Source organism: Geobacillus sp. PK12 (genome assembly GCF_004123125.1).
GTDB lineage: Bacteria > Bacillota > Bacilli > Bacillales > Anoxybacillaceae > Geobacillus > Geobacillus zalihae.
Genome location: NZ_SDKL01000040.1, coordinates 17,515 through 40,462 on the forward strand (window position 1 = coordinate 17,515; position 22,948 = coordinate 40,462).

Below are 22,948 nucleotides of genomic sequence, written 5' to 3' on the forward strand. Positions count from 1 at the left end.
CATGATGTTTTTGAGCGGGTCCTTGTTAGATCAGAAAACTTTGCAACCACCCCTATTCATGATTAGGGCTAGGAAGGAAAATGAACGTTCATTCACGAATCTATTTATGTGGTAAAGAAATAAGAAAGGTGTTTGCATCATGGCAAAAGGAGGAGAGCGTTTTGTCATTAGCAAGTTATATCATCCGCACCATGTTCATCGTCATCCCTGGCACAGCGGCGATCGGCATGGCCACATGCCTGGTCAACGGCATTCGCGGGGCGGCATTTTGGTGGACGCTTGTTGCTACGGTGCTGTTTGGCGCGATGCTCGGCTTCGTTTCGGCAACGCTCAACTATCGACGGTTTGTTGCCCCGATTGCCGTTATTAACGAACATTTAGGCAAGATGACAGGCGGAGATTTGACGGCGCGCATACCGCTTGATCGCGTGCAGCAGCTGCGGCCGATTGCGGCGTCGTTAAACGATATGGCAAACGCTTGGCAAAGTGTGATGGGGCAAATCCAACATCATGCCGAAGAAGTAGCGCAATATTCTCAGCAGCTTGCCGCCGTCGCCGAACAGACGACGAAAGCGACAGAGCAAATTGCGACAACGATGGAAACGCTTGCGGCAAGTGCGGAGGAGCAGGCCGATGCTGTCCGCACCACCGCCGCGTCCGTGCATGATATTTCCCAAACATTGAGCGACGTCGCTTTCCATACGAAAGAAGTGGCGCACCGGGCTGAGAAAACATCGGCGAAAGCAGAGGACGGCAAGCAGTCAATCGGACAAATGTCCGAGCAAATGCAGTTCATTTACGATCATGTGCAAACGCTCGGCCAGGTGGTGAAAGGGCTTGGGGAGCGCTCCAACGAGATTGGACAGATTACGGAAGCGATCACCGGCATTGCGTCGCAGACGAATTTGTTGGCGCTCAATGCGGCGATCGAAGCGGCGCGCGCCGGCGAGCAAGGGAAAGGGTTTGCGGTTGTCGCGGATGAAGTGCGGAAGCTCGCAGAACAATCAGCGCGCTCAGCGCAACAAATTTCCGAGCTGATCGGTTACATTCAAGAAGAAACGAAGCGGGCGGTTGCGTCTGCCGAACAGGTGATCTCCGAAGTGGCGAAAGGATTGAACGTGGCGGCGGCATGCGGCCAATCATTTGCCCATATTCGCGAGGAGGTCGGCCAAGTGAGCAAACAAATTGGACAAGTATCGTCCGCCATCGAGCAAATGACGGAGCATGCCCGCCAAGTGAACGACGCACTCCAACAGATGACCAATATTGTCGAACAGTCAGCGTCCGGTGCGGCCAACGTATCGGCAGCGACGCAGGAACAAATGGCTTCCGTCGAGGAAATCGCCTCTTCGTCGACATCGCTCGGTCAAATGGCGGACGAGATGCGGGCAATGCTGAAGAAATTTTCTGTGTGAGTGAGGAAAAGGACGCTTTCTTCGAGAAAGAGGGGCTTTCAAACGACGTGTGGGAGTCAACGTTTGGAATAAAATGGTTTGCATCTTTGCCAATTGCCTGATAAAATAAAAAAAGTCAGTCATCATTGTGATACGCTTATCTGCTGGGGGAGTCCGAGAGCCGGGCTGAGAAAAGAACGCGATGAAGTTCTTTGACCCTTTGAACCTGATCTGGGTCATGCCAGCGTAGGGAAGCAGGCAGCGGGAACAGATGGACGCACAGGCTGTTCATTTGGCCTTTTTGCCTTGATCGGGTTCCGTTCGTTTTGCGGAACCCGTTTTTGCGTAAATATCCCCCGTTTTTGCCTCTCTTTTGCTGGTGCGGCTGCAGGTCTCAACCACCATTTCAAAGGAGGAAAGCCGCATGGAAAACATCCGCTCGTTTATGTCGTTTCCGGAAAGCCGCAAAGTGTACATCGAAGGGTCGCGTCCGGATGTGCGCGTGCCGATGAGAGAAATTGCTTTGTCGCCAACGAAAACGCCGCAAGGAATGGTGGAAAACAAACCGGTGCGCGTCTACGATACGACGGGCCCGTATACGGATCCCGATTTTGAACCGGACGTGGAGAAAGGCTTGCCTCCTCTTCGCCGCCGCTGGATTGTCGAGCGCGGCGATGTCGAAGAAGTGAAGCCATCAGCGACCGCCGGCGTCCGCCCGCTGCCGTTCGTGCGCCGTCCATTGAGGGCAAAGCCCGGAAAAACCGTGACACAAATGCATTACGCCAAACGGGGAATCATCACACCAGAGATGGAGTTCGTCGCCATCCGTGAACGAATCGACCCCGAAATCGTTCGCCAGGAAGTAGCGGCCGGACGGGCGATCATTCCGGCGAACATTAATCACCCCGAGAGTGAGCCGATGATCATCGGCCGTCGTTTCCATGTGAAAATTAATGCCAATATCGGCAACTCGGCTGTTTCTTCATCGATTGAAGACGAAGTGGAAAAATTGCTTTGGGCGGTGCGTTGGGGCGCCGATACGGTCATGGATTTATCGACCGGCAAACACATTCATGAAACGCGCGAGTACATCATCCGCAATTCGCCGGTCCCCGTGGGAACGGTGCCGATTTATCAGGCGCTCGAAAAGGTAGGAGGGGTGCCGGAGAAGCTGACATGGGACGTGTACCGCGAGACGCTCATCGAGCAGGCTGAACAAGGAGTCGACTACATGACGATCCACGCCGGTGTGCGGCTTCATTACATTCCGCTCACCGCCAACCGGACGACCGGAATTGTCTCGCGCGGCGGCTCGATCATCGCCCAATGGTGTTTGGCCCACCATGAAGAAAACTTTTTGTATACGCATTTTGAAGAAATCTGCGAGATTTTGAAACAATACGATGTCGCGATCTCCCTTGGCGACGGCTTGCGTCCCGGCTCCATCGCCGATGCGAACGATGAGGCGCAGTTTGCGGAACTCAAGACGCTCGGCGAGCTGACGAAAATCGCCTGGAAGCATGATGTGCAGGTGATGATCGAAGGGCCCGGACATATTCCAATGCATAAAATTCGCGAAAATGTCGAGCAGGAACAGGAAATTTGCCACGGGGCGCCGTTTTATACGTTAGGGCCGCTTGTCACCGACATCGCGCCCGGGTATGACCATATTACGTCAGCGATTGGCGCCGCGATCATCGGCGCTTATGGAACGGCGATGCTTTGTTACGTAACGCCGAAAGAGCATTTAGGGCTGCCGAATAAAGAGGACGTACGCGCCGGGGTCGTGGCCTATAAAATCGCCGCCCATGCGGCTGATCTGGCAAAAGGGCATCCAGCCGCTCAGCAGCGTGACGATGCGCTCTCGAAAGCGCGCTTTGAATTTCGTTGGAACGATCAGTTCAATTTATCCCTCGATCCGGAACGGGCCCGCGAATACCATGATGAAACATTGCCGGCTGAGGCGGCGAAAACGGCTCATTTTTGTTCGATGTGCGGGCCGAAATTTTGTTCCATGAACATTTCACATGAACTGCAACGGAAAATCAAAGAGGAGGGGATGAAAGAAAAAGCGCAACAATTTATTCGGCAAGGGTCATCGCTGTATCAATGACAAGAAGCGGGCTGCGATGCTCGGCATGGTGGAGAGGATATGGAAGTTCGATCAACGGAAAAAGCATGAGCTGGAAAGCGCTCAGTGCTGATCGAAGCAGCGGAGGGGGGCGAACGTTCATCGCCCCTCTTGTTTGTTGTGCAAATTGGTGTGGTTCTTTATTATTTTTAAAATATATAATTTTCAAAAAATATATTTACAAATCGTTTCAGATGGATTATGATAATGGCATAAGGTGCAAATTTTGAATCATAGAATGATCATGAGGGGAAAACTGCGCAGTCTATCGCGACGCCTTCGCCGGCGCTTCGCTTCCATAGACAGCGGCCAGTTGCGTCATCGAACCGTGGATGATGCCGGCCGCTTCTTTTTATGGCGAAAGGGTCGGGTTTCAGATGGTTGGATCGCGTTTTTCCAGAAGGCTGGTGAAAAACCGCTGTTTGCCTTGATCGATGGGTGAACGTGTGAAAATAGGGTCGATGCTACAAGCTTTTTCTACTTGAGAAGCGATTCCAGTAAGCTGTTGCTCCAGTAAATCACCGGCCTTCTAGCAGCTTCGTGAAAAAGCCTGCTATTCGAGAAAAAAGATTTTGATGATGTCTTGATGTGAGAAAGCCATTGGTATTATAGGCTGCTTCTTGAACGTGAGACGGGCATGAGGGTGATGGGCGTGCGCATAAACTGAAACGAAGGGCCATGAGGAGGGATGGGATTGAACACATTTTCCGATATTGTGCAGACGATGCCGCCATATTTGTTCTCCCGATTTCAGAAGAAAAAAGAAGAACTGCTAAAGCTCGGGGTCGATGTCATTGATTTAGGGATCGGCGCCCCCGATTTGCCGCCCCCTTCCTTTGTCATCGAAGCGTTGAAAGAAGCGCTCGATGCGCCAGAACACTATACGTATTCGCCGTATGGCGGCTGCAGGGAGTATCGGGAAGCGGTCGCGCGTTTTTATGAACGGGAATATGGCGTCAAGCTCGATCCGGAGACCGAGGTGTTGGCGTTAATCGGCTCGAAAGAAGGAATCGTCCATTTGCTGCAAGCCGTTCTCAATCCCGGCGAGCTCGCCTTAGTGCCTGATCCGGGCTATCCTGTCTACCGGACGGCCGTCCATTTTGCCCGCGGCCAGAGCCGATCGCTGCCGCTCGATGCGCAACATGGTTATATTCCTCGGTTTGATGCGCTTCCCTCGTCCGTTTATGACCAAGCGAAAATCATGTTTCTCAATTATCCGAGCAATCCGACGGCCGCCGCTGTCGATTTGGATGTATTGGCCGAAGCCGTTTCACTTGCCCGTCGCCACCGGATGTTCATTGCTCATGATGCGGCCTACTCGTTCGTGACGTTTGCTGGTTTTCAAGCGCCGAGCATTTTGCAGGTGGACGGGGCAAAGGAAGTGGCGGTGGAATTTGGATCGTTGTCCAAAAGCTATAACATGGCCGGCTGCCGCATCGGATACGTAGTCGGAAACCGGGACATGATTCGAGCGCTTTCGGTGATCAAGAGCAACACGGATACGTGCCAGTTTATTCCGATCCAGAAGGCGGCGGTGGCCGCTTTGACGAACGGACGGACGTTTATTCGAGAAAATAGCCGCATTTATGAACAACGCATGAATATGATGGCCGAGAGACTTCGAGAACTGGGCATCGACGTGCAGCGGCCGAAAGCGACCTTTTTCTTGTGGATCCCGGTCTATGACGGATACTCGTCCGAACGATTTGCCGCCAAACTGCTGGAAGAAGCGGGAGTCATCGTAACACCGGGAACAGCGTTTGGATCCGCAGGGGAAGGATATGTCCGCGTATCGCTGTCAGCGCCGATGGAGCGTCTAGAGCAAGCCGTTGAACGATGGAAGCAAGTGGATTGGGAGGAATCGGCGCCATGAAGAGAACGATGCGTCACATCACGGTGGCTCAAGCCATCGTCGAATGTTTCAAACAGGAACAAATCCGTTATGTGTTTGGTGTGCCGGGGGAAAGTTATTTGCCCCTGCTTGATGCCATCTATGATGAGCCATCCATCGAGTTCATCTCCGCCCGCCATGAAGGGGGTGCTTCCTTTATGGCGGAAGGGTATGCGAAAGCGTCGCAAAAGTGCGGCGTCGTGCTGGCTACAAGGGCGGTTGGCGGAGCGAATTTGGCGATTGGCGTCCATACCGCGAGGCAAGATTCCACTCCGATGGTCGTGTTTTTGGGGCAAGTGAACAGCCGCTTCCTAGGGCGTGAAGGATTTCAGGAAGTCGATATGGAAGCGTTTTTTCGTCCGATTGCCAAATGGGTGGTCGAAATTCGCGAAGCCGAGCGGGTGCCAGAGCTGGTGCAACGGGCGTTTCGCACCGCGAAAACAGGGCGGCCCGGCCCCGTCGTCGTTTCACTGCCAGAAGATGTCTTTTCCAAAACGATAGCGGAAGCAGTGATAGCCGAGACTGATGTGCCGAAGCCGGCACCAAGGCAAGAGGATATACAGAACATTGAAGAGATTCTGAAGCGCGCCAAACGGCCGCTCGTGATTGCCGGCGGCGGCGTTAAATGGTCGGGAGCCGAGCAGTTGCTGCGCTTATGGGCGGAAAAGTATGCACTTCCGGTCATGGCGGCGTTCCGGCGGCATGACGTGTTTCCCCACAACCATCCGTGCTATGTCGGGCACCTAGGTCTAGGGGCGCACAAAGCGGTCATGGAAACGGCCGAGCAGGCGGATGTGGTGATGGCGTTGGGAACGCGGCTATCGGAAGTGACGACACAAGATTACCGTTTGCTCTCTCCCAATCAGACGCTGATTCACATCGATATCGACAGCGATGGATTCGGAAAAGTGTATGCACCGGATCTCGCGGTTTGGGCTGACTGTCAGGAAGTGCTGTCCCGTTTGCTCGATCTCGCGGTGCGGCCGTCTTGGCAAGAATGGGCGGCTGAACGGAGGAAACGGTACGAACAAACGGCCAGGCTGCCGGTGGAACATCGCAATCTCTATGAAGCTGTGATGGCCAGTTTGGCGCGCCATTTGCTAAAAAATGCGGTCATTACGAACGATGCCGGGAATTTCGCCGGTTGGCTTCATGCTTTTTTCCCGTTTGGGGATGGGCACACGTACATCGGCCCGACGTCAGGAGCGATGGGATATGGCATGCCGGCTGCCATTGGCGCGAAACTGGCCTTTCCCGCCCGGACCGTCGTTTCTTTATCCGGGGATGGCGGCTTTATGATGACGGTGCAGGAGTTGGAAACGGCCGCTCGATACGATATTCCGATCATCAGCATTGTGTTTAACAATCATATGTACGGCACCATCCGCATGCATCAAGAATTGCAGTTTCCGGGGCGGGTCATCGGCACCGATTTAGGCCGCGTGTCGTTTGCCCGTTTGGCAGAATGCCTAAACGGCCGCGGGTTCCAAGTACAGACGGAACAACAGTTCACGGAAGCGCTTCTGTTGGCGCTTGAGGCCAAGAAGCCGACGGTGATTGAGGTGTTGGCCGATCCGGACCACATTTCGGTGGCCGCCACGATCCAGGACTTGCGGGCCAAGAGGAAGTCCTGACGATCATCGCTCGGCGTTCAATGTATAAATTATCTCAATAAATCATCTGGAAAAATGGGGGGGAGTATACAGTGAAAATCCAAAACTATATCAATGGAGAATGGAAGGAGCCAAGCACCGGGCAATTTGCGCCGGTGATCAATCCGGCGACGGGGGAAACGATTGCCGAGGTGGCGATGTCCGGGCCAAACGATATTGACGAGGCCGTTCAAGCAGCCAAAGAAGCGCAAAGACAGTGGGCCCTCGTGCCGGCGCCGAAACGCGCGGAAGTTTTATATCGAGTCGGCATGCTGCTAAAGGAGCGGAAAGAACAATTGGCAAGGCTGTTGACGATGGAAATGGGCAAGGTGATCGAGGAAGCGCGCGGCGAAGTGCAGGAAGGCATTGATATGGCGTTTTATATGGCGGGGGAAGGGCGGCGGCTGTTCGGCGATACGACGCCGTCTGAACTGAAAGACAAATTTGCCATGAGCGTCCGCGTGCCGGTGGGGGTTGTCGGCATCATCACTCCTTGGAACTTTCCGATTGCCATCGCAACGTGGAAGTCGTTCCCCGCGATTGTGGCCGGCAATGCGGTCGTATGGAAGCCAGCGCCCGAGACACCGATCATGGCGCAGGAATTAGCTCGCATTTTTGAAGAAGCGGGCTTGCCGCCGGGAGTGTTTCATGTGGTCCACGGTGACGGGCCGACAGTCGGCAATGCGCTCGTCGAGCATCCTGATGTCAAGGTCATCTCATTTACCGGATCGAATGAAGTCGGGCGGGTGATTGCGGAAAAATGCGGACGGCTGTTGAAAAAAGTGTCGCTCGAAATGGGTGGGAAAAACGCGGTGATCGTCATGGATGATGCCGATTTGACATTGGCGGTTGACGGCATCATCTGGAGTGCGTTCGGCACATCAGGCCAGCGGTGCACGGCGTGCAGCCGGGTCATCGTCCATGAGCGGGTGAAACAGGAGCTTGAGCGGCGTCTGCTTGAAGCCGTGAAAGCATTGAAAATCGGCAACGGGTTGGATGAAACGGTCAAAGTCGGACCCGTCATCCATGAAGAGGCGCTGCAAAAAATCGACCGCTACGTGCGCATTGGCGTAGAAGAAGGGGCGAAACTGCTTGTGGGTGGCTATATATTGCGCGAGGGCGACTATGCGCGCGGCTTTTATTACGCGCCGACGATTTTCACCGATGTCACGCCGAATATGCGCATCGCCCGCGAAGAAATTTTCGGCCCGGTTGTATCGATCATGTCCGTCCGCAGTTTGGAAGAAGCGATCGCCGTCAACAACAGCGTCGATTATGGGCTGTCAAGCGCCATTTTCACACGCGATGTCAACCGCGTCTTCCGAGCAATGCGCGATTTGGACACCGGCATCGTGTATGTCAACGCCGGCACAACGGGAGCGGAAATTCATTTGCCGTTTGGCGGCACGAAAGGGACGGGCAACGGCCACCGCGACTCCGGCGTCGCTGCGCTTGACGTATTCACCGAATGGCGGAGCATTTATGTCGATTTCAGCGGCAAGCTGCAACGGGCGCAAATCGATACCGATGATTGAACCGGGCTGTCGCTTGCAACATGGTCGGCAAAAGAGAAGCGAAGATCAACGTGGAACCTATATCGTGAATCGAAGCAGCGGCCGCGGCAAAGATGTGAAAAAAGCGGCTGTCATGTGAGCGTATGGCAAAGAATCGGTGACAGAGGGGGAAAGAACGATGAAAGTGCTCGTGCTTGGAGCGGGGCTGATGGGCAAAGAAGCGGCGCGCGATTTAGTGCAAAGCCAAGATGTTGAGGCGGTGACGTTGGCGGATGTCGATTTGGCCAAGGCGGAGCAGACGGTGCGGCAGCTTCATTCCAAAAAGCTTGCCGCTGTGCGGGTGGATGCCGGCGATCCGCAACAACTGGCAGCGGCCATGCAAGGGCATGATGTCGTCGTCAATGCCTTGTTTTACCGCTTCAATGAAACGGTGGCGAAAACAGCGATCGAAACGGGTGTTCATTCCGTTGATTTAGGCGGCCATATCGGCCATATCACCGACCGGGTGCTTGAGCTGCATGAACAAGCTCAAGCCGCTGGGGTGACCATCATCCCCGACCTTGGCGTCGCGCCGGGGATGATCAACATTTTATCCGGCTATGGGGCGAGTCAACTCGATGAGGTGGAATCCATCTTGCTGTATGTTGGCGGCATCCCCGTCCGCCCCGAACCGCCGCTGGAGTACAACCATGTGTTTTCGCTCGAGGGGCTGCTTGACCATTACACCGATCCGGCCTTGATCATCCGCAACGGCCAAAAGCAGGAAGTGCCGTCCCTTTCGGAAGTCGAGCCGATTTATTTTGACCGGTTCGGGCCGCTTGAAGCGTTTCACACCTCAGGCGGGACGTCGACGCTCTCGCGCTCGTTTCCGAACTTGAAGCGGCTCGAGTACAAAACGATCCGCTACCGCGGCCATGCGGAAAAATGCAAGCTGCTTGTCGATTTGAATTTGACGCGCAACGATGTGGAAGTTGAGATCAATGGATGCAGAGTCAAGCCGCGCGATGTGCTGCTTTCCGTCCTGAAGCCGCTGCTTGATTTGAAAGGAAAAGATGATGTGGTGTTGCTTCGGGTCATCGTCGGCGGCCGAAAAGGCGGGAAGGAAACGGTATTGGAATACGAGACCGTCACGTTTAATGACCGCGAAAACAAGGTAACGGCGATGGCGCGCACGACGGCCTACACGATTTCTGCTGTCGCTCAGCTCATCGGCCGCGGGGTGATCACAAAGCGCGGCGTCTATCCGCCGGAGCAAATCGTTCCGGGGGATGTGTATATGGACGAGATGAAAAAACGCGGCGTTCTTATCAGCGAGAAGCGGACGGTTCATAGCTGAACAGCGAGCGCCATAAGCAGGAGGATGGAAGCAGTTTCGTGAAAAAGGGCAATGCTTCGCCGCCGCGAACACGATGACAAAATGGCTGCGGCCGGGAAGCGAATTGTGAACAACGCCCGTTCCCGTCTGGAACGGGCGTTTTCTGATTTTAGACGCGAAATGATTGTGATCGCCTGTTTTTTTTACGGCTATGCCGTTTTGGGTGCCGAAGTCTTGCGCTTGCGCCAAGAAAGGAACAGAAAGGCGATGAGCGCCAGCGCCATGGCGACCATAAACGGTGCTTTTGAGGAAATGGTGTGGCCGATGATGCCGGACAGCACCGGAGCGATGGCCGCTCCGAGCCAGCGGACGAAGTTGTACGTGCCGGACGTCACTCCCCGCTCATATGGCGATGTTTCCATCACATAGCTTGTAAACAAAGCGTTGTTGAGTCCGGAGACGAGCCCAGACAAAATGATGAGCGTTACCATAAGCCATGTCGGCTTGGCGACTACAAGAAGCAGCAATAAGGCTGCGAACATCAGCAAACCGTATGGCAAAATTTCCCTTGGTTCATATTGTTTCTCAAGCTGATGGGCGAGCACCGCTGAGCCATAAGCAAGGCAGAGCCCCCAGCCGAAGAAAACGAGGCCGATTTGGATGGCCGACAGTCCAATGATCAAAGGCGAATACGCCAATACGACGAAAAAGCCGTAATAGTAAAGCATGCCGCCGACCGCCCCTTTTAAAAATGGCGGGAACGAAAGCAACCGCCGCATTTCTTGCAGGCCGACCGCTTTTTTCGGCTTTCCTTTGTTCGGATCATAGACGAAAAAGGTGACGAGTAAAAAGGCAATGAAAATCAAGACGCTCGTGCCGATAAACGGATAGCGCCATGAATGTTGGCCAAGCAGTCCGCCGACGAGCGGACCGCCGGCCATGCCGAGGCCGATCGCCGCTTCATACAGGCCGACCGCGGTGCTTGCCTGCGGCGTCAACGCGATCAACAACGTCATGGCTGTGGCGAAAAACGTCGCATTGCCCAATCCCCAGCCGGCGCGAAAGAGCGACAGCTGCGGGATAGTAGAAGCAAAGCCGCACAACAACGAAAAAATCGTAACGAGGCCAAGCCCGATCACCATCATTTGTTTATCGCCGATACGGTTGACAACAAGACCGACCGGGATCATCATGACCGCCATCGTCAAAATGTAGGCGGTAAACAACATTTCGACTTGCCAATGGGTGGCGCCGATGCTTTCGGCGATGACCGGCAAAATCGGGTCGACGATCCCGATGCCCATAAACGCTAAAAAGGCGGCGGCGACGGTAATCCATCGCGCCTTTGTTTTTCTCCCTTCCTCCACTATTCTTCTCTCCTTTCTTGCAAGAGGGCGTCTACCCGCTCTGCCATTTGTTCCAGCTCTTGCTTCAGCATGGCCATCTTCTTCATTTTCTCTTCCAGCATGGCGATTTGCCGACGCAATCCAGCGCTGATTTGTTCCAGTTCACGCCGTTTTTCGCTCCCAGCAGCCGCATGTCGATATTCCGCCCGATGCGTCTCCATCGTTTCTTTCAGCGCCAAAAAATGCTGCAGCTCCTGCAGCGAAAAGCCGAGCACTTCGCGCGCGGCAACGATGTTTTTCAGCCGTTCGATGTCCTCAGCTGTATAAAGGCGTGTGCCGCCTTCGCTGCGCGCCGGCGGCTTGATCAAGCCAATCTCCTCATAATAGCGAATCGTCCGTTTTGTTAGGCCGGTTGCTTTGGCGACGTCATCGATTTTGAATCGCTCCATTCGGGGCCCCTCGCTTTCCCGTGATCACAGTGAACGATCTGTTTTACAAACATAACATTAACGTTAACGTTATATTTTTGTCAATAGCTATTTAGAAGGCCGGTGAAAAACCGCTGTTTTCCTTGATCGATGGGTGAACGTGTGAAAATAGGGGCTGATGCTACAAGGATTTTCTACTTGAGAAGCGATTCCGGGAAGCTGTTGCCCTAGTAAATCACCAGCCTTTTCGATGAGATGTATACCGCATCAAAAAAGAATATCCCGATTGGGTGCGGGATATCCATTGCTCGTCAAGGATCTGTTGGTTTTGCTTTTTTGGCTTCGAGCACTTCTTTGACCGCCGCTTCAATTTCTTGATAGCTTGTGCAGCGGCAAATATTCGACTCCAGCCATTCTTGAATCGTCGCCTCATCGGCGTTTGGGTGCCGCTCGATGAGCGCGTGGGCGTTCATAATGAACCCAGGAGTGCAATAGCCGCACTGAAAGGCGAAGTGGCGGACGAAGGCGTGCTGAATGGGGGCATCATCAAGCCCTTCGATCGAGGTGATCTCTTTGCCGACCGTTTCGATAGCCAGCATCATGCATGATTTGATCGGCGTGCCGTCGACTAAGACGGTGCAGGCGCCGCAGTCGCCGTTCAAACAGCCTGGCTTGGCCCCGGTCAGCCCCAGCCCATCGCGCAAAACAAACAGCAGCGTTTCGGCTTGGCGAGTGACGATCGATCTTCGTTCTCCATTAACGTGCAGCACAAGCTCCCGCTTTGTCGTTTCCTCCATGTCCGCATGCTCACCTCCTGTTTAGACGGTTTCTCCGTCTCCGAGCTCACGAAGCATATCTTCAAGCAGCTGGGCGGCCACGAACAGCCGGTAGTCTGCTGAGCCTTCAATATCGTGCAAAATCGGGCGCGGGAAGGCGTCAACCGCTGCTTGGATTCGTTCACCAACTGGGCGGTTCCGGTCGTTGAGGTGCGCCTCAACGTCAGCCGAGCGAAACGGAAACGGGCAGATGCCGCTTAGGGCAACGCGAACCGTCCCGTCTTTTTTCAGCGCTGCAATCGTCACAAGCGGGTAGCCGACTTCCCCTTGCTTGCGGCGCTTGCGGTGGAAATGGGGCAGGGTGGCGGTGGCACGGTCAACCTTGAACTGGACGACAAATTCACCGCGGCCAAGCTGCAGCTGTTGATGAAACAAGTCAAGGAAGCGGCATTGCCTGATGCCGTATGGTCCGGCGATGATGACATCCGCCTCGGCGACGAATAGCGGCAGTGCGGTCTCACGGTAAAAAATTTGTCCGCAGATGTTGCCGCCGAGCGTAATTTGGTTGCGCGCTGTCCGGTCGGCGACTTCTCGCGCCGCTTTTGTCAATAACGGGAACGGATTTGCTTCTTCGAGCTCGGCGAGGGAGAGCGCCGCTCCAAGCACGAGAGGATCGGCGCTCGCCTCAAGCGCCCGGCACTCAGGGATCGATTTTATGTCAATGACGGCCGCGGTGCGGACAAGGTTCAACCGAGACAACGTGATGATTTCCGTGCCGCCGCCGTAGTAGAGCGGTCGTTTTCCATCCCGCTCGAGCGCCGCAAACAGCGCTGTCGCTTCGGCGATCGACTGCGGCCGGTAGTAGGCAAAGTCAAACGGAACCATAGGAGTCCCCTTTCTGTGTCCGCCAAATGAGTTCAGGCACAAGCGGCAGTTCATTGAGCGGCACGCCGGCAGCGAGAGACAAGGCGTTTGCCAAGGCGGCGGGCATGCCGATCAAGCCATGTTCGCCGATGCCGCGAGCGCCGTATGGGGCATCGATTTGCGGCGTTTCGACAAACTCAACGATGTACTCTGGATGTTCGCCGAAGCGAATCGGCCGGTATGTGCGCAACTGTGGGTTTAACACGCGCTGTTCGTTGTCAAAAAGAAACCCTTCGCGGCTGGAAAAGCTTAGCCCCATGCTCATCGCCCCCATCGCTTGGCCAAGCGCTGCCTTTGGGTTGAGCACTTTGCCGGCATCAATGACCGCATACGCTTTGACAATGCGATACGTGTAGTCGCGGCGGTTGAACTCAATTTCCACTCCCTCGGCGCATACGCCCCATTCCGGTCCCGGTTTGCCGGCGCCGGTCTCCGGATCAAGCGGGGTCAAGTGGCGCAAAATGTAGCGGCCGCGCCCGATCACTTGCCCGCCGATGGCGTTGCCGTTCGGAAACTTGTAGCCATAGGCGATGTCTTTGATCGGAAGAAAGATGGCCGGGTCATCGCGCAAAAAGACGCGCCCGAACCCGACTTCCAAATCGTCCGGCGAGGCCCGCAAGACGCAGGCGGCGATGTCTTTTAACTGACGGATGGCGTCGTCGGCAGCGGCAAGCGCCGCACGTCCGGCCATAAACGTCCCGCGGCTGGCGACTGTTTTCCAATGTTCCGGCGTCGTTTGCGTATCAATATCCATTTTGACATGGACACAATCGACGTCCATCTTCAGCCGTTCAGCAACGATTTGCGCGAGCACCGTTTTCGTTCCGGTTCCGATTTCGACGACGCCGGAGATGACGTTGACACTGCCGTCGGAGTTGAACGTTAAGATGACGCCCGAGCTAGCATCTGTGTCGATCGTCGATGTTTTCCAGCCGCTGCTGATTCCCTTTGCTCTTACCGTATAAGCGTCCACTTCGACGCGCTGCCACTCGTCCCAGCGCATCAGCTCGCGCAACCGGTCGAGGCAGGCTGATATGTTGCCGACGTTGCTTTTCGTGAGCCGCACTTGCGTCGGGGTCGTATGCCCCGGGCGGATGGCATTTTTGCGCCGCACCTCCCATGGGTCAAGTTGAAGCGTTCGTGCCAATTCATCGATGGCCCGCTCGACGGCAAATGCCTGTTCGCAATGGCCAAAACTGCGAAACGGCGTCGCGTACGGGCGATTCGTATAGACGCACAATGAATCACAAAAGACGTTTTCGACATGGTACGGGCCGGTGCAATCGACGGCTGCGGCGCGGCTGACATCGATCGCCTTGTCGGAATAAGCCCCGCCGTCAAATAGAAATAAGATTTCCATGGCCTTGAACAAGCCCTCTTTTGTCGCGCCGATTTTGACGGTTGCCTCCAAACCGATATGGACGGGCGAAGTGACCATGTCATGCTCGCGGCTGTTCCAGACGCTCACTTTTCGGCCGCCGACCGCTTTGGAGGCAAGGTAGGCAAGCAGCTCAAGCTGGACGGGCGCTTTTCCTCCGTAGGCGCCGCCGACAAGCGGCGTATGGACGATGACTTTGCCGGTTTCTTCGCCAAAATACGTATGAAGCAACTTCTTGATCATAAACGGTGACTGTGAGGAGGCGGAAATATGGATCGTGCCGTCCGGCCAAATTTCTGCCGTGGCGCAGCGTGTTTCCATCGCGATATGATCGGAAGGGGCGAACGATACGCTTGTTTCGACGATGACGTCGCTTTCAGCAAACCCTTGTTCAATGTTGCCTTTTCGGATTTTCGTCCGGTGGGCGACGTTTGTCCCTGGCTCAGGATGAGTCGTTTTGTTTTTTTCATAGCGGTCGAGATGTTCATGCAATAATGGAGCGCCTTCTTTCAACGCCTCGCGCGGCGAGCCGACGGCTGGAAGCGGTTCGTAAACGACGCGGACGAGGCGGGCTGCTTGTTCGGCTTGCGCGAGCGTATCGGCTACGACGACGGCGACGACTTCGCCATAGTAGCGCACTTTGTCGACGGCGATCGGCGGACGATCGCGCATGTCTTCACCGGTGAGCGGAAGCCCTTCACCGGTCACAACAGCATGGACGCCGGGGGCGGCGAGCGCGCGGCGTGCCTCCAGCGAGAGGATGCGCGCGTGGGCGTATGGGCTTGTCACCAAAGAGGCATGAAGCATCCCCTGTTCTTTGAAATCGTTCGTATATTTCGCCCGGCCGGTCACTTTATCCCACGCTTCTTTGCGGATAATGCTTTTACCGACGGCCATGGGGGCGTCCCTCCTTTTCTTCTCGAACGATGACGGCATGTTTATAATCATCTTTCGTGTCAATGTCGAGGCTGGCTGTTTCGCCGCCTTCATACAAAAGGCCGCGCCAGTGGGGGTCGCGAAGGAGCGCACGCCCGCCGGCATCGCCCTTTAGAGAAAGCAGGGAAGGAAACATTTGTTTTCCAAAAATGACTGGGGGCATCGGCGTGCCGAAGCGGGCGAAGGCGACGTAATCAGGACGGTGGCGGCGATAAAGGCCGGCCAGCACCTCAATCGTTTCAGACGTGACAAACGGCTGATCGGCGAGCAGCACAGCGGCGGCGTCGGCCCCGCTAGCGACTGCTTCTTGCAGGCCGCAGGCAAGCGAATGCGCTTGACCGCCATGATGGGCTGCGCAGCGGACGAAGCGGCACTTTTTATGATTCCGAAGTTCAGCCGGAAGCCACGCGAGCGCATCGTCTGGAGGGACGACAACGATGACGGGCGCAAGGCAAGAATGAAGCGCAGCCTGAAGGCCGGCAGCGCCCAGCGTGCTTTCCCCCCAGGGCAAAGCGCGTTTATCCGTTCCCATCCGCCGGCTTTCTCCAGCCGCCAAATAAATGCCAGCGATGGTTGGGCGACTCATCATACTCTCTCCGTTGACCGCCTGCGAAGGACGCTGATCAATTCGGCAGTGATGCTGACGGCGATCTCATACGGACCGCGTGCGCCGATGGAAAGCCCTGCCGGCGAACGGACAAATGGAGGCGTCGAGCCGGAAGGAAAGAGGCGGTCCGTGCGCCGCCGCGGACCGAGCACACCGAGATAAGCGAGTGGCATGTCGGCTAACAAGGAAACGAGTTCGCGGTCGCGTTCAAACTGGTGGGTCATGATGACAACAAAGTCGCGCTCGTTTAGGCGAAGCCGCGGAACAGTTTCATGGGGAAAGCCCATGACGAAGGCATCGGCGTCCGGCACGTGGGATGGATGGCAAAACGCCGGACGCCAATCGCTTACGGTGACGGAGAACCCGGCGGCTTTGGCGGCTGAGACGAGCGGCGGGGCGTCTGATCCGGCGCCGAATACGACAAGGCGCGGTTTTGGCCAAAAGTGCTGAACGTAAAATGTTTCCCCGTCCACTTCGTACAAACCGCTTCGCCCTTGATAAAACGGCGTTTTGTGAAGCCATTCGCGCCATTCCCGATGCGGCGTCCGACGGCAACCGCCGAATTGTTCGCCTGTTTCGCTTTGGAAAAACGGCCGCTCGTCTGGATACATGATGCTTCGGACCATCAGTACATGTTCGCCGCGGTCAAGGCAACGCTTGAGCGCCAGCCAATCGAGTTTTGCGTCGCTTGTGACCGGCTCGAGCCAAATGTGGACGAGGCCGTTGCAGCCGGCGCCCTGCCCCCACGACCAATCATCCTCAGTCCGCAAGTCAAACGAAACAGCGGTTGCCTGGCGGTTCGCCAATACCTCACGCGCGTAGGCCGCCACCGCTTCTTCGAGGCATCCGCCGCTCAGCAGCCCGACCGTTTCCCCGTTTGCGCCAATCCACATGCATGTTCCTTCTTTTTGATAAGCCGAGCCTTCCACACTGATGATGATGGCTAACACGCCGTCGCCTGGTGCGCCGGCGATCGCTTCGAGCACAGCATAGTAGCTTTCCATGCTCATCCTCCTTCCGCATGGCGCCAAAGGCGGCTAAGTTGTTGAAAGCGCGGCGGGACGATCCATAAAATTTCGTAATGGCTGTAAGCGGCGACAGCAGGTGGGCCATTAGGTCGTCCCTCTTTCGAAAAAGAGCTCTACTATCATTATATTTCGGCAACAAATGCCCATGACTGAAAAACAAAAGAAGCCAGCCGTCATCGGCTAGCTTCCTTGTTTTGGATCGTTTTTTCCTTTTCCGAGCCGTCCAGCGCGCTTTGCCGCCTCCCGCAGCAAATACTCGATTTGGGCGTTGACGCTGCGAAACTCGTCTTGCGCCCATTGCTCTAGTATGGCGTACAGGTCATAATCAATGCGCAAAGGGAATTGTTTTTTCTTTGTCATTGCACTCCACAACCATCAGTATAGACTGCCGGTATTGATCACCGGCTGGGCGGCGCGCTCGGAGACGATCGCCACCATTAAGTTGTTCACCATTGCGGCTTTTCGTTCATCATCTAACTCTAAAACGTTTTCTTTGTCAAGCTGTTCGATCGCCATGCGCGCCATCGAGACGGCGCCTTCGACGATCTTTTTCCGGGCGGCCAAAATGGCGGCGGCTTGCTGGCGTTGGAGCATGGCGCCTGCGATTTCCGGCGAATAGGCCAAGTGGGTGAGGCGCGCTTCCATCACGTCGACTCCGGCAATGCGCAGCCGTTCTTGCAATTCTTGGGCAAGCTCATCGGAAATGACATCCGCATTGCCGCGCAGCGTGATCTCGTTGTCGTCTTCAAACGTGTCGTATGGATATTTCGTTGCGACATGGCGGATGGCCGCTTCGCTTTGAATCTCAACAAATTGTTCATAATCATCAACGTCAAACACCGCCTTGGCTGAATCGATGACGCGAAAGACGACGACGGCGGCGATTTCAATTGGATTGCCTTGAACATCGTTCACTTTCAGCTTCTTGCTCGTGAAGTTGCGCACGCGCAGCGATACTTTCTTGCGAACGGTGAGCGGCACGGTGAAAAACAGCCCGCTGTCGCGAATCGTGCCAAAGTAGCGGCCGAAAAAAATGATCACTTTTGCTTGATTCGGCTGAACGATCGTGATGCCAGTCGCCAAGAAGGCGGCAAGGGCGAAGCAGAAAACGGCCAATAAGAGCTGCGCTTGAATGAGGCTGACAAAACCAGCCAGAACGAAAAGAGCGATGCATCCGATGCCGATAAATCCATCCATGCGCCATGCTTCTTGTTCTCTCATAACCTATCCCCCTAATAGTGTCAATTTGATACTTATATGATATCATATAATCAAAAAAATGGAAACCGGAATTGATCATGGTAAGACGAGAAGAGGGAGTCGCCCATAGTTCGCCACGAGGCAGATGTTTCTAACTATTTTCCATCCAGAAGCATAAAGGCGATCGTTCAGCCTGTTACTGTTTTAATGAACTAAAAAATGGAAATTTATCATTGACATCGCTTTCATTGTCATCATACAATAGAAAAAAAGACCAATAGGTGTGTAGAAGCCATGGAAACACGACAAGCGCGCATCGGCCGGCTGGCATTGCTGCTGGCGATGCTGGACGAGGGAGAGGAAGACCTGATCCTCAACCAGCTTGAGGCGCTCGCTTGGCGCTATTGCCAAGGGCGGGTCGGGGCGATGGAGCCGCAAAAAATCGTCGCGGCGATTGAGACGGCGGCAAAGCGGCATGGAGTGGTGGACGGCGGCTTGTACCGCGAGATGCACGCCTTATACCATGCGATTTTAGAGGCGGTGCATGGCGTGACGAGAGGGCAGGTAGAGCTGGGAGATTTGTTGAGAACCGCTGGCCTTCGTTTCGCCGTCGTGCGCGGCATGCCGTATGAACAACCGAACGAAGGGGAATGGATCGCTGTCGCCTTGTACGGGACGATCGGTGCCCCGGTGCGCGGGCTTGAGCACGAGGCGGCGGGGCTTGGAATCAATCATATATAAGCACGCTCCATGCCTAGAGCGATGAGTCATGAGGAGGCGAACACTGCCATATGGCAGGCCGCCTCCTTTTTATTTGCCCAGGCGTTCGATTAGGAAAACAAACGAAGGGGATGGAATGATGATCGTATTGACCGGACATACATTGACAATCGATGAGGTAAGACGTGTTGTCTATGAGCGGGAGCGGGTGGCGGCTGCGGAGGAAAGCATGAGGGCTGTCGAGAAAAGCTGCGCGGCAGTGGAGCAAGCGATCTCCAACGGCCGGACGATTTATGGCGTGAATACCGGTTTTGGCAAACTCGCCGATGTGCGCATTGAAGGAAGCGACCTTGAACAGCTGCAAATCAATCTTCTTCGCTCGCACGCCTGCGCGGTCGGCGAGCCATTTGCCGAAGATGTCGTGAGGGCGATGCTTCTTTTGCGGGCGAATGCGTTGTTGAAAGGGTATTCCGGCGTGCGTCCGGCGGTCATTGAGCAGCTGCTCGCGTTTTTGAACGCCGGCATCCATCCGATCGTGCCGCAGCAAGGTTCCCTCGGCGCGAGCGGCGATTTAGCGCCGCTCGCCCATTTGGCGCTGGCGCTGGTCGGCGAGGGTGACGTGATGTACGAAGGGCGGCGGATGTCTGCTCATCAGGCGCTCTCAAAAGCAGGGATTTCGCCGCTTTCTTTGCAAGCGAAGGAAGGGCTGGCGCTTATTAACGGCACGCAGGCGATGACGGCCGTCGGAGCCCTTGCTTACTTAGAGGCGGAACAACTGGCGTATGACAGTGAATGGATCGCGGCGCTGACGACTGAGGCGCTTTATGGCATTGTGGACGCGTTTGACGCCCGCATCCACGCAGCCCGCGGGTTTCAGGAACAGGCCGAGGTGGCGGAACGGCTGCGCCGCTACTTAGCTGGCAGCCAACTCACAACAAGGCAAGGGGAGCGGCGCGTGCAAGATGCGTACTCCATCCGCTGCCTCCCGCAAGTGCACGGAGCGTCGCTTAGGGCGCTTCGTTATGTGAAGGAAACGCTTGAAATCGAAATGAACGCTGCTACGGACAATCCGCTTATTTTTGCGGACGGGACGGTGCTCTCTGGCGGCAACTTTCACGGCCAGCCCGTTGCGATCGCCATGGATTTGTTGAAAATCGCGGTGGCGGAGCTGGCCAACATCAGCGAACGCCGCATCGAACGGCTCGTCAATCCGCAGCTTAGCGAAGGCTTGCCGCCGTTTTTAAGCCCACAGCCTGGCTTGCAGTCGGGAGCAATGATTATGCAATATGTCGCCGCTTCGCTCGTATCGGAAAACAAGACGCTCGCCCATCCGGCCAGCGTCGATTCGATTCCGTCATCGGCCAACCAGGAAGACCATGTCAGCATGGGAACGACCGCCGCCCGCCATGCGCACATGATCGTGCAAAACGCTCGAAAAGTGTTGGCGATTGAGCTCATTTGCGCTTTGCAGGCGGTGGAGGAACGCGGCATCGAGCGCATGGCCCCGTCAACGCGGCGGTTTTACCATGAGGCGCGCCGCATGGTTTCCTCCATTACAGCTGACCGCGTCTTTTCCAATGACATTGAAGCGGTGGCTGCGTGGTTGAGCGAAAGGGCAAAACATCACTCCCTCCGCGATGAAGCGAAAGCTTAGAAGTCTAGTGAGAAAGAGCCAGGAAGTTGTGGGGTTGCAAGGTTTTTCAACTTGAGAAATACTGTTGGGGGACAGCATTTCCCCTTGAATCACCAGCTTTTTCAAGAAGGGCAAAGCATAGTGGGCGTAGAGGCATGGGAGCGTTCAAGGATAGGTGTTTGAAAAAATGGCAGTGATATAGACCTTTTCCGCTAGAGATAGGGAAGCAGTCATCAGTGAAGATGGTTTGCCTCCTTTACTTTTTCTGCGAAGTTCGGACGATGCAGAGAGCCTTTCCCATATTGGTTAGGGCGAGAGCATGGACAGACTATTCGACAGTTGTCCCCCAGTCGAATTTGCAGTATGATGAAGAAGAAAGGCAAAGGGGAGGGGGGCTTTTGTTGACCATTTCTGCCGCGGCGCTGTTGGCGTTATGGAAGATTATTGCAATTGATATCATTTTGTCGGGGGATAATGCGGTCGTCATTGCGATGGCGACGCGCCGGCTGCCAAAAGACCAGCAAAACAAGGCGATCTTTTGGGGAACGGCCGGGGCAGTGATGCTGCGCATTTTGTTTGCGGCGGTCATCGTCTTTTTGCTCAACATCCCGTTCGTTCACTTCGCCGGAGGGTTGCTGCTTGTCTGGATCGCCTATAAAGTGCTTGTTGAGCGGGAGGAGGAGGCCAACGTTCGAGCGGCAGACCGGTTGTTGAAAGCCATCATGACGATCGTCATCGCCGATGCGGTCATGAGCTTGGACAATGTCGTCGCCGTCGCCGGGGCGGCGGAAGGGCATCTGGGTATGCTTGCGCTTGGGGTCGCCATCAGCATCCCGATCATGATTTTTGGCTCAAAAGCGATCGTGCGTCTTATGGAAAAACACCGCTGGATCGCGTATGTCGGCTCCGGCATTTTGGCGTGGACGGCCGGAAAGATGATGGCGGGGGATGAAGGGGTGCTTCATTGGCTTCATCTTTCTTACGGCCCGTTCGTTTATGTGGTTGCCGCCGGCGTGACAATTGTGGTATTGGCGGCCGGCTATATCACGAATAAAAGAGCTGAGCGTGAGGAAGGTACATTGATTTGAACGGTTGAGGGGTGGTTTGACGTCATGGACATCCAACGCATTCTTGTGACAGGAAGGCTTTATGCCGAGCTTGCCGCCCTTCTTCCGGACAAGCGGCCCGATAAAGCGTTTCGCTTTGTGGCGGAAGAAGAATTGACGGCCAATGATTTCGCCTGGGCGGATGCGTACGTCGGCTTTCGTCCGGCCGGGCCGTTTTCGCTCGCCTCGCTCCGCTGGGTGCATTCCCTCGGCGCGGGTGTTGACGCGTTTTTGTGGAGGCGACAATGGAAGACGGACGTGCTGTTGACGCGGACGGTCGGCTCGTTCGGCGAGCAGATCGCCGAATATTGTCTCAGCTACTTGCTGCGCGACGCCCAATGCCATGACGTGTATGCATGGCATCAAGAGCAGCGGCAATGGAAGCCGTTCGCTCCGAAGCGGCTTGGCGAACAGCGGGTTGTCATTTACGGGACAGGCGAAATCGGCCGGCGCATCGCGGAAACGCTTCGTTTATTTGGGGTTTCCCCGATCGGCGTCTCGCGAAGCGGCCGAGACACGCCGCCGTTTTCGGTTGTTTACCGCCATGAAGAGGCGGGGGAAGCGCTTGCCCGTGCTGATTGGGTGATCGCGGCCCTTCCACTCACCAAGGAAACGCATCATCTCTTTGACGAGACGTTTTTTGCCTGTTTGCACAACGCGGGCTTTATCAATGTTGGGCGTGGGGCGACGGTCGAGGAGACGGCGCTTGTCGGCGCGCTCGAAAATCGAAACGTCCGCCTCGCGGTGCTTGATGTGTTTGAAGAAGAGCCGCTTCCGCCGCACTCGCCGCTATGGGCCCATCCAAACGCCATCATCACCCCGCATATCGCGGCGCTCACGTCAGCCGAAGACGCCGCCCAAAGCATTTTAGACACGCTCCGTTGCATCGAAACCGGCGAACCGCTTGCCAATGCGGTCGATGTCAGCCGGCAATATTGAAGGAAAAAGGTGTCTCAAAAACAATGGGAC

At 55.5% G+C, this 22,948-nt stretch carries 19 protein-coding genes and 1 riboswitch; of the genes, 10 read left to right on the forward strand and 9 right to left on the reverse strand.

The window, feature by feature from the left end; all coding sequences use genetic code 11:
- Positions 1-161 precede the first annotated feature (161 nt).
- The 6 genes from ETR37_RS13185 (at position 162) to ETR37_RS13210 (ending at position 9,918) form a co-directional block, all read left to right on the forward strand.
- Positions 162-1,415 carry a methyl-accepting chemotaxis protein gene (locus ETR37_RS13185; protein ID WP_060788178.1) on the forward strand — a complete coding sequence of 418 codons (1,254 nt, stop codon included), beginning with the start codon at positions 162-164 and terminating at the stop codon, positions 1,413-1,415.
- A gap of 135 nt (positions 1,416-1,550) precedes the next feature.
- Positions 1,551-1,664, forward strand: a riboswitch (TPP riboswitch).
- A 154-nt stretch (positions 1,665-1,818) separates the two neighbouring features.
- On the forward strand, positions 1,819-3,507 hold the full coding sequence (thiC, locus tag ETR37_RS13190; protein ID WP_060788177.1) for a phosphomethylpyrimidine synthase ThiC: 1,689 nt from the start codon (positions 1,819-1,821) through the stop codon (positions 3,505-3,507).
- Between the two features lie 712 nt (positions 3,508-4,219).
- On the forward strand, positions 4,220-5,398 hold the full coding sequence (locus ETR37_RS13195) for an aminotransferase class I/II-fold pyridoxal phosphate-dependent enzyme (protein WP_122983778.1): 1,179 nt from the start codon (positions 4,220-4,222) through the stop codon (positions 5,396-5,398).
- On the forward strand, positions 5,395-7,050 hold the full coding sequence (locus tag ETR37_RS13200; RefSeq protein WP_129447371.1) for a thiamine pyrophosphate-binding protein: 1,656 nt from the start codon (positions 5,395-5,397) through the stop codon (positions 7,048-7,050). The genes ETR37_RS13195 and ETR37_RS13200 overlap by 4 nt, the downstream gene beginning before the upstream one ends.
- 71 nt (positions 7,051-7,121) lie before the next feature.
- The gene (locus tag ETR37_RS13205) at positions 7,122-8,603 is read left to right on the forward strand and encodes an aldehyde dehydrogenase family protein (protein WP_129447372.1); all 1,482 of its coding nucleotides are present in this window, start codon (positions 7,122-7,124) and stop codon (positions 8,601-8,603) included.
- 157 nt (positions 8,604-8,760) lie between these two features.
- Positions 8,761-9,918, forward strand: a complete 1,158-nt coding sequence (locus tag ETR37_RS13210; RefSeq protein ID WP_129447373.1) for a saccharopine dehydrogenase family protein — start codon at positions 8,761-8,763, stop codon at positions 9,916-9,918.
- Between the two features lie 188 nt (positions 9,919-10,106).
- Here ETR37_RS13210 and ETR37_RS13215 read toward each other — a convergent pair whose 3' ends face one another.
- From ETR37_RS13215 to ETR37_RS13255, 9 genes are all read right to left on the reverse strand, one after another.
- Complete coding sequence (locus ETR37_RS13215; RefSeq protein WP_015373900.1) at positions 10,107-11,264, reverse strand: MFS transporter; 1,158 nt, start codon at positions 11,262-11,264, stop codon at positions 10,107-10,109.
- Positions 11,264-11,692: a MerR family transcriptional regulator gene (locus tag ETR37_RS13220; RefSeq protein ID WP_015373901.1), complete on the reverse strand. Its 429-nt coding sequence runs from the start codon at positions 11,690-11,692 to the stop codon at positions 11,264-11,266. The genes ETR37_RS13215 and ETR37_RS13220 overlap by 1 nt, the downstream gene beginning before the upstream one ends.
- Positions 11,693-11,982: 290 nt before the next feature.
- On the reverse strand, positions 11,983-12,468 hold the full coding sequence (locus ETR37_RS13225; protein WP_020756509.1) for a (2Fe-2S)-binding protein: 486 nt from the start codon (positions 12,466-12,468) through the stop codon (positions 11,983-11,985).
- Positions 12,469-12,489: 21 nt separating this feature from the next.
- On the reverse strand, positions 12,490-13,332 hold the full coding sequence (locus tag ETR37_RS13230; RefSeq protein ID WP_129447374.1) for an FAD binding domain-containing protein: 843 nt from the start codon (positions 13,330-13,332) through the stop codon (positions 12,490-12,492).
- Positions 13,319-15,646, reverse strand: coding sequence for a xanthine dehydrogenase family protein molybdopterin-binding subunit (locus tag ETR37_RS13235; RefSeq protein ID WP_060788171.1), 2,328 nt, complete (start codon positions 15,644-15,646; stop codon positions 13,319-13,321). Before ETR37_RS13235 ends, ETR37_RS13230 begins: the two co-directional genes overlap by 14 nt.
- Positions 15,633-16,271, reverse strand: a complete 639-nt coding sequence (gene pucB, locus ETR37_RS13240) for a xanthine dehydrogenase accessory protein PucB (protein ID WP_033006561.1) — start codon at positions 16,269-16,271, stop codon at positions 15,633-15,635. Before pucB ends, ETR37_RS13235 begins: the two co-directional genes overlap by 14 nt.
- Positions 16,271-17,296, reverse strand: coding sequence for an XdhC family protein (locus tag ETR37_RS13245; protein WP_033006560.1), 1,026 nt, complete (start codon positions 17,294-17,296; stop codon positions 16,271-16,273). Before ETR37_RS13245 ends, pucB begins: the two co-directional genes overlap by 1 nt.
- 204 nt (positions 17,297-17,500) lie before the next feature.
- Positions 17,501-17,680 (reverse strand): type II toxin-antitoxin system antitoxin, encoded by a 180-nt coding sequence (locus ETR37_RS13250; RefSeq protein ID WP_013522935.1) that lies wholly within the window; start codon positions 17,678-17,680, stop codon positions 17,501-17,503.
- Positions 17,681-17,695: 15 nt separating this feature from the next.
- Entirely contained in the window at positions 17,696-18,541 is an 846-nt protein-coding gene (locus tag ETR37_RS13255; RefSeq protein ID WP_060788170.1) for an SPFH domain-containing protein, read from the reverse strand.
- 273 nt (positions 18,542-18,814) lie between these two features.
- Here ETR37_RS13255 and hutP point away from each other — a divergent pair, with 273 nt between their 5' ends.
- The 4 genes from hutP (at position 18,815) to ETR37_RS13275 (ending at position 22,918) form a co-directional block, all read left to right on the forward strand.
- Positions 18,815-19,261 (forward strand): histidine utilization transcription antiterminator HutP, encoded by a 447-nt coding sequence (gene hutP / locus ETR37_RS13260; protein ID WP_060788169.1) that lies wholly within the window; start codon positions 18,815-18,817, stop codon positions 19,259-19,261.
- 118 nt (positions 19,262-19,379) lie between these two features.
- A complete protein-coding gene (gene hutH / locus ETR37_RS13265) occupies positions 19,380-20,894 on the forward strand; it encodes a histidine ammonia-lyase (protein WP_129447375.1) in 1,515 nt (504 codons plus the stop codon).
- 380 nt (positions 20,895-21,274) lie between these two features.
- Positions 21,275-21,961, forward strand: coding sequence for a TerC family protein (locus tag ETR37_RS13270; RefSeq protein ID WP_033005053.1), 687 nt, complete (start codon positions 21,275-21,277; stop codon positions 21,959-21,961).
- A gap of 24 nt (positions 21,962-21,985) precedes the next feature.
- The gene (locus tag ETR37_RS13275) at positions 21,986-22,918 is read left to right on the forward strand and encodes a D-2-hydroxyacid dehydrogenase (RefSeq protein ID WP_129447376.1); all 933 of its coding nucleotides are present in this window, start codon (positions 21,986-21,988) and stop codon (positions 22,916-22,918) included.
- Positions 22,919-22,948 lie beyond the last annotated feature (30 nt).

What these genes read in the sequence shown, in the direction of transcription:
- ETR37_RS13230 (WP_129447374.1), bottom strand. Translation starts at nt 13,332, where the DNA reads ATGGTTCCGTTTGACTTTGCCTACTACCGGCCGCAGTCGATCGCCGAA.
- ETR37_RS13210 (WP_129447373.1), top strand. Translation starts at nt 8,761, where the DNA reads ATGAAAGTGCTCGTGCTTGGAGCGGGGCTGATGGGCAAAGAAGCGGCG.
- ETR37_RS13235 (WP_060788171.1), bottom strand. Translation starts at nt 15,646, where the DNA reads ATGGCCGTCGGTAAAAGCATTATCCGCAAAGAAGCGTGGGATAAAGTG.
- hutP (WP_060788169.1), top strand. Translation starts at nt 18,815, where the DNA reads ATGGAAACACGACAAGCGCGCATCGGCCGGCTGGCATTGCTGCTGGCG.
- ETR37_RS13220 (WP_015373901.1), bottom strand. Translation starts at nt 11,692, where the DNA reads ATGGAGCGATTCAAAATCGATGACGTCGCCAAAGCAACCGGCCTAACA.
- hutH (WP_129447375.1), top strand. Translation starts at nt 19,380, where the DNA reads ATGATCGTATTGACCGGACATACATTGACAATCGATGAGGTAAGACGT.
- ETR37_RS13225 (WP_020756509.1), bottom strand. Translation starts at nt 12,468, where the DNA reads ATGGAGGAAACGACAAAGCGGGAGCTTGTGCTGCACGTTAATGGAGAA.
- ETR37_RS13275 (WP_129447376.1), top strand. Translation starts at nt 21,986, where the DNA reads ATGGACATCCAACGCATTCTTGTGACAGGAAGGCTTTATGCCGAGCTT.
- pucB (WP_033006561.1), bottom strand. Translation starts at nt 16,271, where the DNA reads ATGAGTCGCCCAACCATCGCTGGCATTTATTTGGCGGCTGGAGAAAGC.
- ETR37_RS13250 (WP_013522935.1), bottom strand. Translation starts at nt 17,680, where the DNA reads ATGACAAAGAAAAAACAATTCCCTTTGCGCATTGATTATGACCTGTAC.
- ETR37_RS13200 (WP_129447371.1), top strand. Translation starts at nt 5,395, where the DNA reads ATGAAGAGAACGATGCGTCACATCACGGTGGCTCAAGCCATCGTCGAA.
- thiC (WP_060788177.1), top strand. Translation starts at nt 1,819, where the DNA reads ATGGAAAACATCCGCTCGTTTATGTCGTTTCCGGAAAGCCGCAAAGTG.
- ETR37_RS13255 (WP_060788170.1), bottom strand. Translation starts at nt 18,541, where the DNA reads ATGAGAGAACAAGAAGCATGGCGCATGGATGGATTTATCGGCATCGGA.
- ETR37_RS13245 (WP_033006560.1), bottom strand. Translation starts at nt 17,296, where the DNA reads ATGGAAAGCTACTATGCTGTGCTCGAAGCGATCGCCGGCGCACCAGGC.